Genomic DNA, 14678 nt, shown 5'->3' with positions numbered 1-14678 from the left:
CGGCTCACGCCTCGGTGTGCGGCAGGCCGCTCGACGCCACCAGGGTGCGGATGGCCCGCAGGGCCACCGAGAGCGTCGCCAGGTCGAAGTTGTCGCTCTCCCAGATCTCCGACAGCGTCTGCCTGGCCCGCGAGACCGCCGCCGAGTTCGCCTCGGTCCACAAGCCCAGCCGCTCCTCGGGCGACTGCCCGGTCGTGCTCTGCGCCAGCACGTCACGGGTCAGCGAGGCGTGCGCCGCGTAGAGGTCGTCGCGCAGCGCCGAGCGCGCCATGGAGTTCCAGCGGCTGTCGCGGGGCAGGGCGATGATCCGCTCGCGCAGGCGCGCGAGCTGCAGCCGGTCGGCCAGATCGAAGTAGACCTCGGCCACCTCCCCGACCGGCCTGCCGGCCGAGAAGGCCGTCTCGACCAGGTCGAAGGTGGAGTACGCCGGCACCATCGCCGCCGCCCGCTCGGCCAGCTCCAGAGGTACGGCACGCGCCACGAACGAGTCGCGCCGATCCTCGAAGGCGGCCAGGTCGGGCCCGGTGAGCAGCTTGGGCATGTGGGTGAGCAGCCCGTTGACGCCCTTGACGAAGAAGGCGACCGAGCCGGCCAGGTCGAGCGGGGGCCGCCGGTTGGTCAGCAGCCACCGGGTGCCGCGCTCGCAGAGCTTGCGCGCCTCCAGCAGCATGGCGATCTGCGTGGCGGTGTCGACCTTGTTGTCGAGCTCCTCGACGGCGCGGAAGAAGCTGGGCAGGTCGAAGACCTCGCGGGTGACCAGCCAGGCCTTGGCGATGTCGGAGGCCGACGCGCCGGTCTCCTCCCCCAGCCGGAACATGAACGACGTGCCGGTGGAGTTGACCAGCTCGTTCGTCACGCAGGTGGTGATGATCTCGCGGCGCAGCGGGTGGGCGTCCATGTAGGTGCGGAACCGCTCGCGCAACGCCGACGGGAAGTACGACACCAGCCAGGAGGCCAGGTACGGGTCGTCGGGCAGGTCGGAGGCGAGCAGCTCGGCGTCGACCACGAGCTTGGTGTAGGCCAGCAGCACCGAGAACTCCGGCGCGGTCAGCCCGAGCCGCGCCTGGCGCCGCTCGGCCAGCGTCTTGTCGGAGGGCAGGAACTCCAGCTCGCGGTTGACCAGCCCGTCGCGCTCCAGCCTGCGCAGGTAGCGGGCGTGGATGTGGAGCATCTCCACGGACTGGGCGCGGGCGGCGGCCAGCACCACGTTCTGCGCGTAGTTGTCGCGCAGGACCAGGTCGGCGACCTCGTCGGTCATCTCGCGGAAGACCTGGTTGCGCTGCTTGTCGGTGAGCTCGCCGTCGCGCACGACCTCGTCGAGCAGGATCTTGATGTTCACCTCGTGGTCGGAGGTGTCGACGCCCGCCGAGTTGTCGATGAAGTCGGTGTTGACCAGCCCGCCGTTGAGCGCGAACTCGATGCGGGCCAGCTGGGTCAGGCCCAGGTTGCCGCCCTCGCCGACCACCTTGCAGCGCAGGTCGGCGCCGTTGACCCGCAGGGCGTCGTTGGCCTTGTCGCCGACGTCGGCGTTCGACTCGGCGCCGCCCTTGACGTAGGTGCCGATGCCGCCGTTCCACAGCAGGTCGACGGGCGCCTTGAGGATGGCGTTGATCAGGTCGTTGGGCGCCATCGCGTTGACGTTGCCGTCGATGCCCAGCGCCGCGCGCAGCTGCGGCGACAGCGGGATCGACTTGGCGGAGCGCGGCCACACCCCGCCGCCCGCGGAGATCAGCTCGGCGTTGTAGTCGGCCCACGAGCTGCGCGGCAGCTCGAACAGGCGCTTGCGCTCCTCGAAGGTGGCGGCCGAGTCGGGCTCGGGGTCGACGAAGATGTGCCGGTGGTCGAAGGCGGCCACCAGGCGGATGTGCGGCGACAGCAGCATGCCGTTGCCGAACACGTCGCCCGACATGTCGCCGATGCCGACGACGGTGAAGTCGGTGGTCTGGATGTCGACGCCCGTCGTGCGGAAGTGGTACTTCACCGACTCCCAGGCGCCGCGCGCGGTGATGCCCATCGCCTTGTGGTCGTAGCCGACCGAGCCGCCGGAGGCGAAGGCGTCGCCCAGCCAGAAGCCGTACTCCTTGGCCACGCTGTTGGCGATGTCGGAGAAGGTCGCGGTGCCCTTGTCGGCCGCCACCACCAGGTAGGTGTCGTCGCCGTCGTGCCGTACGACGTCGGGCGGCGGCACGACCGAGCCCTCGACCAGGTTGTCGGTGACGTCGAGCAGGCCGGAGATGAACATCCGGTAGCAGGCCACGCCCTCGGCGAGCACATCCTCGCGAGAACCCGACACCGGCGGCTTCTTGACGACGAACCCGCCCTTGGAGCCGGTCGGCACGATGACGGTGTTCTTCACCATCTGCGCCTTGACCAGGCCGAGGATCTCGGTGCGGAAGTCCTCCATGCGGTCGGACCAGCGCAGTCCGCCCCTGGCCACCTTGCCGAAGCGCAGGTGCACGCCCTCGACGCGCGCGGAGTAGACGAAGATCTCGTACTTGGGCCGCGGCAGCGGCAGCACGCTGATCGCCTGCGGGTCCAGCTTCAGCGAGATGTACGGCTTGCGCTTGCCGTCGGGGCCGTGCTGAAAGTAGTTGGTGCGCAGCGTGGACTGGATCATCTCCAGGTAGGCGCGCAGGATGCGGTCCTCGTCGAGCGAGGCCACCTCGTCGAGCGCGCCGAGGATCTCCTCGGTGAGCGCCTCGGCCATCTCGTGGCGCGTCTCCTCCGAACGCTTGGGGTCGAGCCGCGCCTCGAACAGGCTGACCAGCAGCCGCGCCAGCCGCACGTTGCCGGTGAGCACCCGCTCCATGTAGCGCTGGCTGAAGGTGGAGCCCGCCTGGCGGAGGTACTTGGCGTAGACCCGCAGGATCTCGACCTGCTCCCAGGTCAGCCCGGCGACCAGGATGAGCGCGTTGAAGTTGTCGGCCGCGGCCCTGCCGTTCCACAGCGCCGACAGGCCGTCCTGGAACAGGCGCTTGAAGTCTTCGCGCCCCACCTCGGGCGAGGGGCTGTAGCGCAGCCCGAAGTCGTAGATCCAGGCGTTCTTGGTGGAGGGGTCGTTGTCGCGGTCGACCTCGTAGGGTCGCTCGTCGACGACCTCGACGCCGAGCCGCTGGATGAGCGGGAGCGCCTTCGACAGCGAGATCGGCGAGCCCAGCTTGTAGATCTTCAGCCGCCGCTCACCCTCGGTCACGTCGTAGGGCTCGTAGAGGTTGATGCTGATCTCGTCGGGCGAGGCCCCGACCAGTTCCTCGAGCCGCTTGAGGTCGACGACGGCCAGCTTGGGCGGGAAGTCGACCTTGTAGCCCTCGGGGAAGGCGTTCTGGTAGCGCCTGGCGAGCTGGGGCGCGTCGACCTCGGAGGTCATCTCGGTGAGCGCGTCGGCCAGGTCGTCCTCCCACGACCGCGTGATCGCGGCCAGCCGGGACTCCAGCTCCTCGACATCCACCTTCGGCTGCGGGAGCGGCTCGCCCCGCCTGCCGCGCACGACCACGTGCAGCCGGGCCAGCGCCGACTCGCCGATCATCGCGCTGTAGTCGAGCGTGGCGCCGCCCAGCGCCTTGAGCAGCAGCTCCTGCATCTTGAGCCGGACCTTGGTGGTGTAGCGGTCGCGCGGCAGGTAGATCAGGCAGGAGATGAAGCGGCCGTAGTCGTCGCGGCGCAGGAACAGCCTGACCTGCTTGCGCTCGCGCAGCCGCAGCACGCCCTGGGCGATCGGGACGAGCTGCTCGACGGAGGTCTGGAAGAGCTCGTCGCGCGGGAAGGTCTCGAGGATCTCGATGAGGTCCTTGCCGTCGTGCGACTCGGGGGTCAGCCCGGCGGCGTCGAGCACCTCGGCGAGCTTGCGGCGCAGCACCGGGATGCGGGAGATCGACTCGTTGTAGGCGACATGGGTGAACAGGCCCAGGAAGCGGCGCTCGCCGATGACCTCGCCCTCGGGCGAGAAGAGCTTGACGCCGACGTAGTCGAGGTAGGCGCTGCGGTGGACGGTCGCGCGGGAGTTGGCCTTGGTGATGATCAGCAGCTGCCGCTCGCGGGCCTTGGCGCGCAGCTCGGCCGGCATGGCCGCGAAGCTGTCGGACCCCGCCTTGTCGTCGCGCAGGATGCCCAGGGCCGCGCCCGGCACCGCGCGCAGGGAGTCTTCGGCGCTGTCGAGGCGGTACTCCCTGTAGCCGAGGAAGGTGAAGTGCCCGTCGGCCAGCCACTTGAGCAGGTGGATGCTGTCCTCGACCTCCGCGGGCTCCAGCGGGGGCGGGTTGTCGGACAGGTCCTCGGCGGTCTGCACCGCCAGGGCGCGCATCTTCACGAAGTCCTCGACCGCGTGCCGTACGTCGGCCAGGACCCGCTGGAGATCGGCCTCCAGCTCCTTGAGCCTGGTCGGGTCGGACTGGCGGTCGATCTCGATGTGCATCCACGACTCGACCTGCATCTGGCCGGTGATGTCCTCCTGACCGCGGCCCAGCAGCCGTCCCGTCATGTCGCGGCGCACCCGCATCTGCGGGTGGACGATCAGGTGCACGCCGATGTCGTGCCTGGTCAGCTCCATCGTGACGCTGTCGACCAGGAACGGCATGTCGTCGGTGACCACCTCGACCACGGAGTGGCCGGGATCCCAGCCGTTCTCCTCCACGGTGGGCGTGTAGACGCGCACCAGCGCGCGGCCCTGGGGCCGCACCTCCGCAAGATGTTTCTCCGACATGGCCGGACCGTAGATGTCAACCGGGTTGCGCTCGAGCAGATCCTCGGGCGCGACGTGCCGGTAATAGACCCGGAGAAATGCCAGCGCCTCCTCCGGAGGCACGTCGGCGCACTGGTGCGCCGCCCGCTGGAGCAGTTCGTCCTTGGCCTCTTCGAGCGGCATGTCGCTCTCACTCCTTTGTGAGGGTTTAACCATGATTTAGAGCCAGGCCCTTAGTTCCCACAGCAGTGGGAAGTAGTGCATTCGTGTCCGGCCCCGCAGGTACGGAGCCCCGGTGGAGCCCCCGGTGCCGGATTTGGTGCCGATCTGCCGTTCGACCATCTGGACGTGACGCATACGCCACAGCGCGGCCGTCTCGTCGTGGGTCAGCAGATCTTCGGCCAGTTGCCACAGGTCGTCGTAGGTCCTGCGGTCCCTCGCCACCGCAAGCAGCGACCCCATGAGCTCCTCGTCGGAGGTCTCCAGGCCGCGCTGAGAGAGGGCGGTGAGATAAGCATCCCACAGCGTGGGCTCGTCCATGCGGCGGCGCAGCCGGGCGAGTTCGTCCTCGCTGGCGTCGCGCAACCCCGTGAGGTAGCGCGCCTCCTTCAGCCCCGACAGGAACTCCAGCTCGCGGAACTGCACGGACTGGAAGCCGCTGGCCGGGGCCAGCTTGGAACGGAATTCCAGGAAGTCCTGGGGAGTCATCGTCTCCAGGACCTCCACCTGCTCGATCAGCACCCGTTCGACCGCGTGGACCCGGCGGAACACATGCCGGGCCTGCCACAGCTCGTCGTTGAACATGGCTTCTCGCGCGGACTCGAGCTCGTGCAGCAGCAGCTTGAACCACAGCTCGTAGACCTGATGGATGGTGATGAACAGCAACTCGTCGGGGGCGTTCGACTGCGGCAACTGCTGGGCGAGAAGTTCGGGAAGCCGAAGGTAGGCGCCGTAGGACAGCCGACCGCCCTCCTCGCCGAACTGCCTGTTCGATGGCATGCCATCTCCCCCACGCACGTTCCTGATACCACCCGAAAAGCGGCTAATCGTCAACGCGGGAGGATTGTTGCTTCAGTTCGTCGAGGGCGAGGGGCACCTCTTGCAGCTCCTGAATCTCGCGCCGGCAGTCGGCGCAGCCGTCGAGATGGCGTTCGAAGCGCTCGGTCTCGTCGTCGTCGAGGACACCGAGCACGTAGGCCGCCACCTCTGGATGCATCAGCCGGCCGCCCCCTTCTCACGCAGCAGCTCACGGAGGGCTCTGATCGCGTAGTAGAGCCTCGACTTCACCGTGCCCGGCGGAATCCCCAGTATCTCCGCCGCTTCACTTATCGTACGGTCCCGCAGGTAGGTCTGTTCAATGACTTCGCGGTGTTCGTCGGACAGATGCCCGAGCGCGTCGGCGACCACGATCGCCGACAGGGTCCGATCGGCGCCGTCCGGCACCGAGATGGTGTCGGCCTCGGGCGGCTCGACCTCGGTCGGCCGGGCGCTGCGACGCCTGCGGCCGTCGATGACGATGCGCCTGGCCACGGTGAGCAGCCACGCCCACAGGAGCCCGGGTTCCCAGTGCAACCGTGCGGAGTTGCGCCAGGCCCGGACGATGGTCTCCTGGACGACGTCCTCCGCCCATTGGAGATCATTGCCGGTCGATCTGCGCACGTGACGCAAGAGCGGCCCGCCGAACTGCTGGTAGAGCAGCGCGATGCGTTGCTCATCGTCCTTGGAGTGAGCTAACACGGCGCACATCTTTACATCTTCGTTATCGCCTCGGTAGTCACTCTGATAACTCCAGTCATTTCTGACTATCTGTGCACATCTTGTGAACCGGGGTGGCAGGGCCCGCGTACCTCGGATCATGCGAAGACGATTCGCCGATATCGCCGGCACGACGGTCATGCTCGGCGGCTTCGCGCTGGCGGCCGTGGTCACCGTCGCGCTCGTGCTGCCGTCGGCCGGCCAGCCCGCCCTCGGAGCGGGCTGGCGAGCCACCTCGACCGGCCCCCTGGGGCCCGCCGACATCGACTTCCTGATCAAGGTACGGCAGGCGGGCCTGTGGGAGATCCCCACCGGCCAGCAGGCCCAGACCAGCGCCCAGAGCGAGAAGGTCAAGGACGTCGGCAGGCACCTCGTCGAAGACCACACCAAGCTCGACATCGAGGTACGCAAGGTCGCCGCCCAGCTCGGCGTGGACCTGCCCAGCGCGGCCTCCCCCGACCAGCAGCGCTGGATGGCCCAGCTGTCGTCGAAGACCGGCGCCTCCTACGACCGGGACTTCGCCAACCTGCTCAGGGCCGCCCACGGCAAGGTCTTCACCGTCGTGGCCGCGGTCCGGGCCGGCACACGCAACGACGAGATCCGCAAGTTCGCCCAGAAGGCCGTCGTGGTCGTGATGCGGCACATGACGCTCCTGGAGTCCACCGGGCTCGTCGACCACTTCGCGCTGCCGGAACCGCCCACGCCCTCACCACTTCCAGGAGGGATCACATGAGATCGAAACGCCTGGCTGCCGCCTGTTCGGCGCTTGCCGTACTGGCCGGCGGCCTCGTCACCGCGGGTGTGCTCACCGCCGCCCCCGTGCTGGCCGACCACTGCGACCCTGCCGGCCACTCCCGGCAGGACCAGCTGAACCAGCAGCAGCAGAACCCGGAGCAGCAGAATTCCGAACAGCAGAACGCCGGGGCGCAGGCCCCGCCCGACCCGTCGCAGGAACCCACCGCCCAGGAGGAGCCCACCGAGGAGCCGTCCCAGGACAGCCGGCGCCGCAGGCCCACCCCGACGCCGTCGGAGGAGGCGCCGCCCGACCCGACGCAGCAGCCCACCGAGGAGCCCACCGGCGACCCCAGCGCCTCGCCGTCCGCCTCCGCCTCGCCCTCGCCGACCCAGACGAACGACGAGTGCGCCGACCTCGGCCCGTTCGTCGAGGACTTCGTCAACATCCGCCAGGTGCCCGCCAACGGCAACGCCAACCTGTTCGGCCGCGGCGGCAGCTTCGTCTCGCAGTGCGGCACCAACGGCAACGGCCACAACAACCCCGACAACTTCATCGTCGCCCCCGGCGTCAGCAACGGCGCCCACCACCTGCACGACTACGTCGGCAACCTCTCGACCGACGCGTTCTCCACCGACCAGTCACTGGCCGCCGCCGGCACCACCTGCCGGCTGAACGACCGCTCGACCTACTTCTGGCCGGTCCTGCGCAACCGCAAGATCGACGCCAACGTCGACGACCCCGACGGCAACGTCGGCGTCGTGCTCAGGCCCCGCCAGGCGATCATGCTCTTCCGCAGCCCCGGCCAGCGGGTCAGCGCCATGCCGAGGTTCCTGCGCATGATCACCGGCGACGCCAAGGCCGCCACCAACGGCGGCGCCAACGCCCGCGCCCAGTGGACGTGCACCGGCTTCACCAACCGGGTCACCACCAAGTACCCGCTGTGCCCGCGCGGCAGCCAGGTCGTGCGCATCCTCGACTTCCCCAGCTGCTGGGACGGCCAGAACACCGACAGCGCCAACCACCGCACCCACGTGCTCTTCCCCCAGGGCGGCAGGTGCCCGGCAGGCACGCGCGCCATCCCGCAACTGCGGATGATCCTCACCTACTCGGTGCCCACGGGGCCCTCCTACGCCCTCGACGCCTTCCCCGAGCAGAAGCACAACCCGATCACCGACCACGCCGACTTCGCCAACGTGATGCCCGACCGGCTGATGGCCACCGTCGTCAACTGCATCAACCGCGGCCGCCGCTGCTAGGTGACCCTCCCGGGCAGCACCCTCAAGCGACCCCTGGGAGAGGAACCCATGCTTCATCGACGCCAACCCCGGCATGCCACCACGCTCGACACCCGGAACATGAGGCTCGGCGCGATCGCCTCGTTCACCGCGGTGCTCCTGTCCGTGATCGCGCTGGCCCGCTCCCCCCGCGGCCTGGAAATGCTCGTCTTCCTCGACTTCTACGTCGGCGTCTTCTCGCTCGTCTCGCTCACCGCCACCGTCGCCCTCGGCCTGCTGGCCAGCGAACGGGTGCTGCTGGCCGCGCCCAACCGCGTGCGGGTCCAGCTGGCCCACCGCATCGCCGCCGCGGCCGGGGTGGCCTTCCTCACGATCCACATCGCCATGAAGATCGACCGGGTCTCCGCGCTCGGGCTGGCCGCCGCCGCCCTCGTGCTCATGGCCGCCACCAGCGGCGTCCTGCGGGGCCGGTTCGCCAGTACGGCCAGGCCGGGGCTGTGGCGCATGCTACACGGCGCCTCCTACCTGGCCTGGCCCATGGCGATCATGCACGGCCTGTCCGCGGGACGCGCCCCCGCGGGCTGGGTCACCTGGGCCTACCTGGCCTGCCTGGCCGCCGTGGGCGCCGCCCTGCTCGTCCGGCTCTGGGCGACGCTGATCAGGCCGCCTGCCGTACCGGAGAAGGTGCACGCGCCCGAGGTCACCGCCGAGGCCCCGGCCGAGCCGTCCACCACCACCGTCCCCGCCGTCAACGCCCCAGTCGACCTCGCCCAGTACCGGAGAGCCGGTTGACATCCTCCCCACGGGTGAACCCGGGAGACTCCCATCCTCACGGATCGAGTTTCCTGCTTCACCGCCAGCCGCCCGTCCAGCTTGCGCTGCCCGGGCCTTACGCCGGCTCCACAGGCGTTTCAGCTCTCCACCAGCCCGGCGGCGAGCACGTTCATCGCGGCGTTGACGTCCCGATCGTGGCGCGCGCCGCAGTCACACTGCCACTCACGGACGTTGAGCGGCATCGACTCGCGCATGGCCCCGCAGAGCGAGCAAAGCTTGGAGGAGGGGAACCAGCGGTCCACCGCCACCAATGTGCGCCCGTACCACCCGGCCTTGTACTCCAGCATCGAGCGGAACTCCCGCCAGCTCACATCCGAGATGGCTCGGGCCGGCGCACGGTTCTTGACCAGGTTGCGGACGGCCAGGTCTTCCACGGCGATCACTTGGTTCTCGCGAACAAGCCGAGTGGTGACCTTGTGCAGGTGGTCTCGCCTGCGGTCGGCGATCCGTGCGTACACCTTCGCTACCTGCCGACGGGCCTTGGCCCGGTTGTTCGACCCCTTCTGCTTTCGAGCCAGCGCCCGCTGAGCCTTGGCGAGCCTGCGCCGGTCGATACGTTCATGACGCGGGTTCACGATCTTCTCGCCCGTCGAGAGCGTGGCCAGCGTCGCGATTCCCGCGTCCACACCTACCGACGCCTCCACTGGCGGCAGCGCCGAGATCTCCTCCTCGACCAGCATGGACACGAACCAACGCCCGGCCGGGTCCCGACTTACCGTGACAGTGGACGGCTCCGCCCCCTCGGGCAGTGGACGCGACCAGCGGATGTCGAGAGGGCTGTCCATCTTCGCCAGGATGAGGCGTCCGTCGCGCCAGCGGAACGCCGAGCGGGTGTACTCCGCGCTGGCGCGCGACTTCTTGCGCGATTTGAACGTCGGGTATCCGGCGCGTCGAGCGAAGAAATTCACGAAGGCAGCTTGCAGATGCCGCAACGCCTGTTGGAGCGGAACGCAGGACACCTCGTTGAGGAAGGCCAGTTCCTCGGTCTTCTTCCACTCCGTGAGCGCGGCCGACGACTCCGCATACGACGCCCGACGACCACCGGACGCGTAGGCGAAGGTCCGCTCGTCCAACGCCCTGTTGTAGGCCCGCTTCACCAACTGCGCCAGGCCTCAGATTCTACTGGGCGATCAAGCAGTTATCGCATCTTTGTTCGATTCGCGGTGGAGCCCAGCGGTTCTATACCCAAGGAGATTCGATGATCCCCCACCGAGTCCCGCCCGTCCTGCGCATCGGGCCCGCCCGCCTCACCGCCGGGCTGGACCACTGCCGCCGGCTGGACCTGCCGGCTCACCGCACCCTGCACGGCACCCCCGCGCCACGCGACCTGACGAACCTCATCGCCCAGGTCGACGAGGTGGATCTGCGCGGGCGCGGGGGCGCCGCCTTCCCTTTCGGGCGCAAGCTCCGCGCCGTCTCCGCGGGCTCGCGCGAGAGCGTCGTCCTGGTCAACGCCGCCGAGGGTGAGCCCGCCAGCTGCAAGGACGCGATGCTCCTGGTGCGCACCCCGCACCTGGTGCTCGACGGCGCGGTCCTGGCGGCCGAGTCGCTGCACGCGCGCGAGGTGGTCGTCGCCGTCGCCGCCGGCAGCGTGCCCCTGGCCTCCGTCGAGGCGGCCGTCGCCGAGCGCCGCGCCGCCAGCGTGGCCGGGGCCGCGGAATCCCATCTGCCGATCCGCGTCGTCGGCCTGCCCGAGCGGTTCATCACCGGTGAGGGCGGGGCGCTCGTGCGCGGGGTCAACGGGCTGGACGCCTCGCCTCCGGGGCGCAAACGCCGCGCGGCGACCGCCGGGGTGGACGGGCTGCCCACGTTGTTGTCGAACGCCGAGACCTTCGCCCAGCTGGCGATCCTGGCCGAGCACGGCGTGGAGGGCTACGCCTCGGTGGGGACCTCGCGCGAGCCCGGCACCACGCTGCTGACCGTCGGCGGCACGCACGTGGTCGAGGTGCCGTACGGCACGCCGCTGGCCGCGGTGCTGGAGTTGTGTTCGCTGGAGGCGGGCGACGGGGTGCTCATGGGGGGCTACCACGGCTCGTGGCTGCCGGGATCGGCGGTCGGGCCCCCATCGGCGGTGAGCGAGCCGCCACTTCCGGCCCCCGCCGTACTCTCCCTCGTCCCCGCCCCGGTGACGGGACCCTTCCCCGCCCCGGTGACGGGACCCTTCCCCGCCCCGGTGACGGGAGCCTTCCCCGCCCCTGTTACCGACCCTTTCCCCGCCCCCGTCACCGGCCCCTTCCCCGCGCTGTCGCAGGCGCCCACCGACCCGTTCCCCGCGCTCCCTCAGGCGTCACCGCAGGCGCCACCGCCGCCCGGCGTCGAGATCTCCCGTCTCGGGCTGGAGGCCGCGGGCGCCACCCTGGGCGCGGGCATCATCGTCCCCCTCGGCTCCGACACCTGCCCGCTGGGCGAGACCACCCGGGTGGCCGCCTACCTGGCCGCCCAGTCGTCCGGGCAGTGCGGGCCCTGCAGGATGGGCCTGCCCGAGGTCGCCCGCGCGCTGGTCGCGTTGTGCGAGGGGCACGGCTCGTCCGACTCGGTGCGGCGTGCCGTACGGGCCGTCGAGCGGCGTGGAGCCTGCTTCCACCCCGACGGCACCGCGCGCTTCGTCCTGTCGGCCCTCGACGCCTTCGCCGACGACGTCGCCGCCCACCTGGAGTCGGGCACCTGCGGCCGGCCCGTGCGCGGGGTGCTGCCCCTGCCCGAGTCGTCGGACGAGCCCAGCTACCGGCTCGACGTCGACTGGACCCGCTGCGAGGGGCACGGGCTCTGCGCGCACCTGCTGCCGGAGTTCGTCGACCTGGACGAGTTCGGCTATCCGTCGTTCCGTACGGTGCCCGGCTGGATGGCGAAGGAGGCCCGCCGTGCCGTCGAGATGTGCCCCGCGCTCGCCCTCCGCCTGGCTTAGAGCCATCGGCTATCCTGATGCCGATGGCTCAAGGATCGTTCACACGCGTGCAGCGCCTCGGCAACGCCCGGGCGCGAGTAGCCGTGCGCCGATAGGCGCCGCCTTCGCGTCCCCGATCCTTTCACGCCCGACCGGCGTGCCTTCCCACATGGAACAACCATGGACAAGCCATCCCTTGACGGCCTCGAAGCCAAGTGGAACCACCGCTGGGCGAGCCAGGGAACCTACCGTTTCGACCGCTCCCAGCCGCGCGAGCGTGTCTACTCCATCGACACCCCTCCCCCCACCGCCTCCGGCTCGCTGCACGCGGGCCAGGTGTTCTCCTACACCCACACCGACCTGATCGCCCGCTACAAGCGCATGCGCGGCTACGCGGTCTTCTACCCGATGGGCTGGGACGACAACGGCCTGCCCACCGAGCGTCGCGTGCAGAACCACTACGGCATCACGCCGGCCGAGGTGGGCCGGACGAAGTTCGTGGAGTTGTGCCACGAGCTGATCGCCCAGGACGAGGCGGCCTTCGAGGCGCTGTGGCGCAGGCTGGGCCTGTCGGTCGACTGGGACCACCTCTACACGACCGTGGGCCCCGCCTCCGCGCGGGTCTCGCAGCTGGCGTTCCTGCGCAACCTGGCCAGGGGCGAGGCCTACCAGGCGGAGGCGCCCACGTTGTGGGACGTCACCTTCCAGACGGCGGTCGCCCAGGCGGAGCTGGAGGACCGCGAGCGGCCCGGCGCCTATCACCGGATCAGATTCGGCGACCTGGAGATCGACACGACCAGGCCCGAGCTGCTGCCGGCGTGCGTCGCGCTGGTCGGGCACCCGGACGACCCGCGATACCAGGACGTGTACGGCACGACGGCGACCGTCCCCCTGTACGGGTACGAGGTGCCGGTCCTGAGCCACCACCTGGCCGATCCTGACAAGGGCACCGGGCTGGCCATGGTCTGCACGTTCGGCGACGTGACGGACGTGATCTGGTGGCGCGAGCTGGACCTGCCGGTCCGCGCGATCATGGGCAGGGACGGGCGGTTCCTGCCCGGCACCCCTCATGAAGGGCTGACGGCCAAGCAGGCCAGGAAGCGCATCGTCGAGGAGCTCGGGCTCGCGGAGCCGCGCCCGATCACTCACCAGGTGAAGTTCTACGAGAAGGGCGAGCTCCCGCTGGAGATCGTCACGAGCCGCCAGTGGTACCTGCGCAACGGCGGGCGCGACCCGGAGCTGCGCGCGACGCTGAAGGCCAGGGGCCGCGAGCTGGGGTGGGCGCCGGAGTTCATGCGCCACCGCTACGAGAACTGGGTCGACGGCCTCAACGGCGACTGGCTGATCAGCCGCCAGCGCTGGTTCGGCGTGCCCTTCCCCGTCTGGTACCCCCTCGACGCCGACGGCGAGCCGATCCACGACCGGCCGATCCTGCCCGAGGAGTCGAGGCTGCCGGTCGACCCCCACCTCGACGTGCCCGAGGGTTTCACCGAGGAGCAGCGCGGCGTGCCGTACGGCTTCGCGGCCGATCCCGACGTGATGGACACCTGGGCCACCTCGGGCCTGACGCCGCAGATCGTGTGCGGGTGGGAGCGCGATCCCGACCTGTTCGCGCGCACCTTCCCGATGGATCTCAACACGCACGCGCACGAGATCATCCGCACGTGGCTGTTCGGCAGGGTGCTGCGGGCACACTTCGAGCACGGCGCGCTGCCCTGGAGGAGCTCGATGATCTCCGGATGGGTGGTCGACCCCGACCGCAGGAAGATGAGCAAGTCCGCGGGCAACGCCACGACGCCGATCGGGGTGCTGGAGAGGTACGGCACCGATGCGGTGCGGTGGCGGGCGGCGGGTGCGCGGCCGGGCATGGACACGCCCTTCGACGAGAGCCAGATGAAGGTCGGGCGCAGGCTCGCGACCAAGATCCTCAATGCGGGGCGTTTCATCCTGTCGTTCGAGGACGCGGGCGGGAAGCCGTCGCGGCCCCTCGACCTGGCCCTGCTCGCCGCGCTGCGCCAGGTCGTGGAGCGGGCCACGGACGCCTTCGAGTCCTTCGACTACACCACGGCTCTGGAGGTCTCCGAGCGGTTCTTCTGGTCGTTCTGCGACGACTATCTGGAGCTGGTCAAGGAGCGCGCCTACGCGGGCGACGCCTCGGCGGTCTCCACGCTGCGCACCGCCCTGTCGGTGGTGCTCAGGCTGCTCGCGCCCGTCCTGCCGTACGTGACGGAGGAGGTCTGGTCGTGGTGGCGGGAGGGCTCGATCCACCTGGCGAGCTGGCCCGCCGCCGGCGAGCTGCCGGCGGGCGGCGACGCGGAGCTGCTGGCGGCGGCGGGGGCGGCGCTGTCGGCCATCCGCGGCGAGAAGTCCGCGCGCAAGCTGTCGCTCAGGGCGGGCCTCGACCGCTTCGAGCTGTACGGCACGGCCGGACAGCTGGCCAGGTTCGCCCAGGTCGGCGATGACCTGCGCGCGGCGGGACGCATCGGCGACCTGGTCCTGACCGCGATCCCCGTGATCGAGGCGCGGGATGCGCGATCGGTGACCGATCAGGGATGA

The 14678-nt window shown here is 70.0% G+C and carries 9 protein-coding genes and 1 pseudogene; 5 read left to right on the top strand and 5 right to left on the bottom strand.

The window, feature by feature from the left end:
- Positions 1-4: 4 nt before the first annotated feature.
- From HNR30_RS20310 to HNR30_RS20295, 4 genes are read right to left on the bottom strand one after another with little or no spacing between them, the layout of a single operon-like run.
- Positions 5-4861 (bottom strand): NAD-glutamate dehydrogenase, encoded by a 4857-nt coding sequence (locus HNR30_RS20310; protein WP_181611476.1) that lies wholly within the window; start codon positions 4859-4861, stop codon positions 5-7.
- A gap of 36 nt (positions 4862-4897) precedes the next feature.
- Complete coding sequence (locus HNR30_RS20305) at positions 4898-5677, bottom strand: tryptophan 2,3-dioxygenase (RefSeq protein ID WP_181611475.1); 780 nt, start codon at positions 5675-5677, stop codon at positions 4898-4900.
- Positions 5678-5720: 43 nt separating this feature from the next.
- Positions 5721-5894 carry a zf-HC2 domain-containing protein gene (locus tag HNR30_RS20300; protein ID WP_181611474.1) on the bottom strand — a complete coding sequence of 58 codons (174 nt, stop codon included), beginning with the start codon at positions 5892-5894 and terminating at the stop codon, positions 5721-5723.
- Entirely contained in the window at positions 5894-6415 is a 522-nt protein-coding gene (locus tag HNR30_RS20295) for a sigma-70 family RNA polymerase sigma factor (RefSeq protein WP_312894527.1), read from the bottom strand. Before HNR30_RS20295 ends, HNR30_RS20300 begins: the two co-directional genes overlap by 1 nt.
- Before the next feature lie 118 nt (positions 6416-6533).
- Between HNR30_RS20295 and HNR30_RS20290 the strand changes: the two genes are divergently transcribed.
- Genes HNR30_RS20290 through HNR30_RS20280 form a run of 3 tightly spaced genes read left to right on the top strand, consistent with a single transcriptional unit; the run spans position 6534 to position 9196 of the window.
- A complete protein-coding gene (locus HNR30_RS20290) occupies positions 6534-7166 on the top strand; it encodes a DUF4142 domain-containing protein (RefSeq protein WP_181611472.1) in 633 nt (210 codons plus the stop codon).
- Positions 7163-8425 carry a DUF1996 domain-containing protein gene (locus HNR30_RS46860; protein ID WP_220133788.1) on the top strand — a complete coding sequence of 421 codons (1263 nt, stop codon included), beginning with the start codon at positions 7163-7165 and terminating at the stop codon, positions 8423-8425. The genes HNR30_RS20290 and HNR30_RS46860 overlap by 4 nt, the downstream gene beginning before the upstream one ends.
- A gap of 48 nt (positions 8426-8473) precedes the next feature.
- Positions 8474-9196: a hypothetical protein gene (locus HNR30_RS20280; RefSeq protein ID WP_181611471.1), complete on the top strand. Its 723-nt coding sequence runs from the start codon at positions 8474-8476 to the stop codon at positions 9194-9196.
- Positions 9197-9234: 38 nt separating this feature from the next.
- Here the strand turns inward: HNR30_RS20280 and HNR30_RS20275 are convergent.
- Positions 9235-10335: pseudogene (locus HNR30_RS20275) on the bottom strand (RNA-guided endonuclease InsQ/TnpB family protein); the annotation flags it as partial.
- A 101-nt stretch (positions 10336-10436) separates the two neighbouring features.
- On the opposite strand from HNR30_RS20275, the gene HNR30_RS47940 reads away from it, so the two are divergent.
- Both HNR30_RS47940 and valS read left to right on the top strand, forming a co-directional pair.
- Positions 10437-12143 (top strand): NADH-ubiquinone oxidoreductase-F iron-sulfur binding region domain-containing protein, encoded by a 1707-nt coding sequence (locus HNR30_RS47940; protein ID WP_246378895.1) that lies wholly within the window; start codon positions 10437-10439, stop codon positions 12141-12143.
- A 159-nt stretch (positions 12144-12302) separates the two neighbouring features.
- Positions 12303-14678: a valine--tRNA ligase gene (valS, locus tag HNR30_RS20260; protein WP_181611470.1), complete on the top strand. Its 2376-nt coding sequence runs from the start codon at positions 12303-12305 to the stop codon at positions 14676-14678.

It is taken from the genome of Nonomuraea soli, from assembly GCF_013761175.1.
Classification (GTDB): domain Bacteria; phylum Actinomycetota; class Actinomycetes; order Streptosporangiales; family Streptosporangiaceae; genus Nonomuraea; species Nonomuraea soli.
Note: the sequence above shows the minus strand (reverse complement) of the source record. Positions and strands in the feature narration are given on the sequence as shown.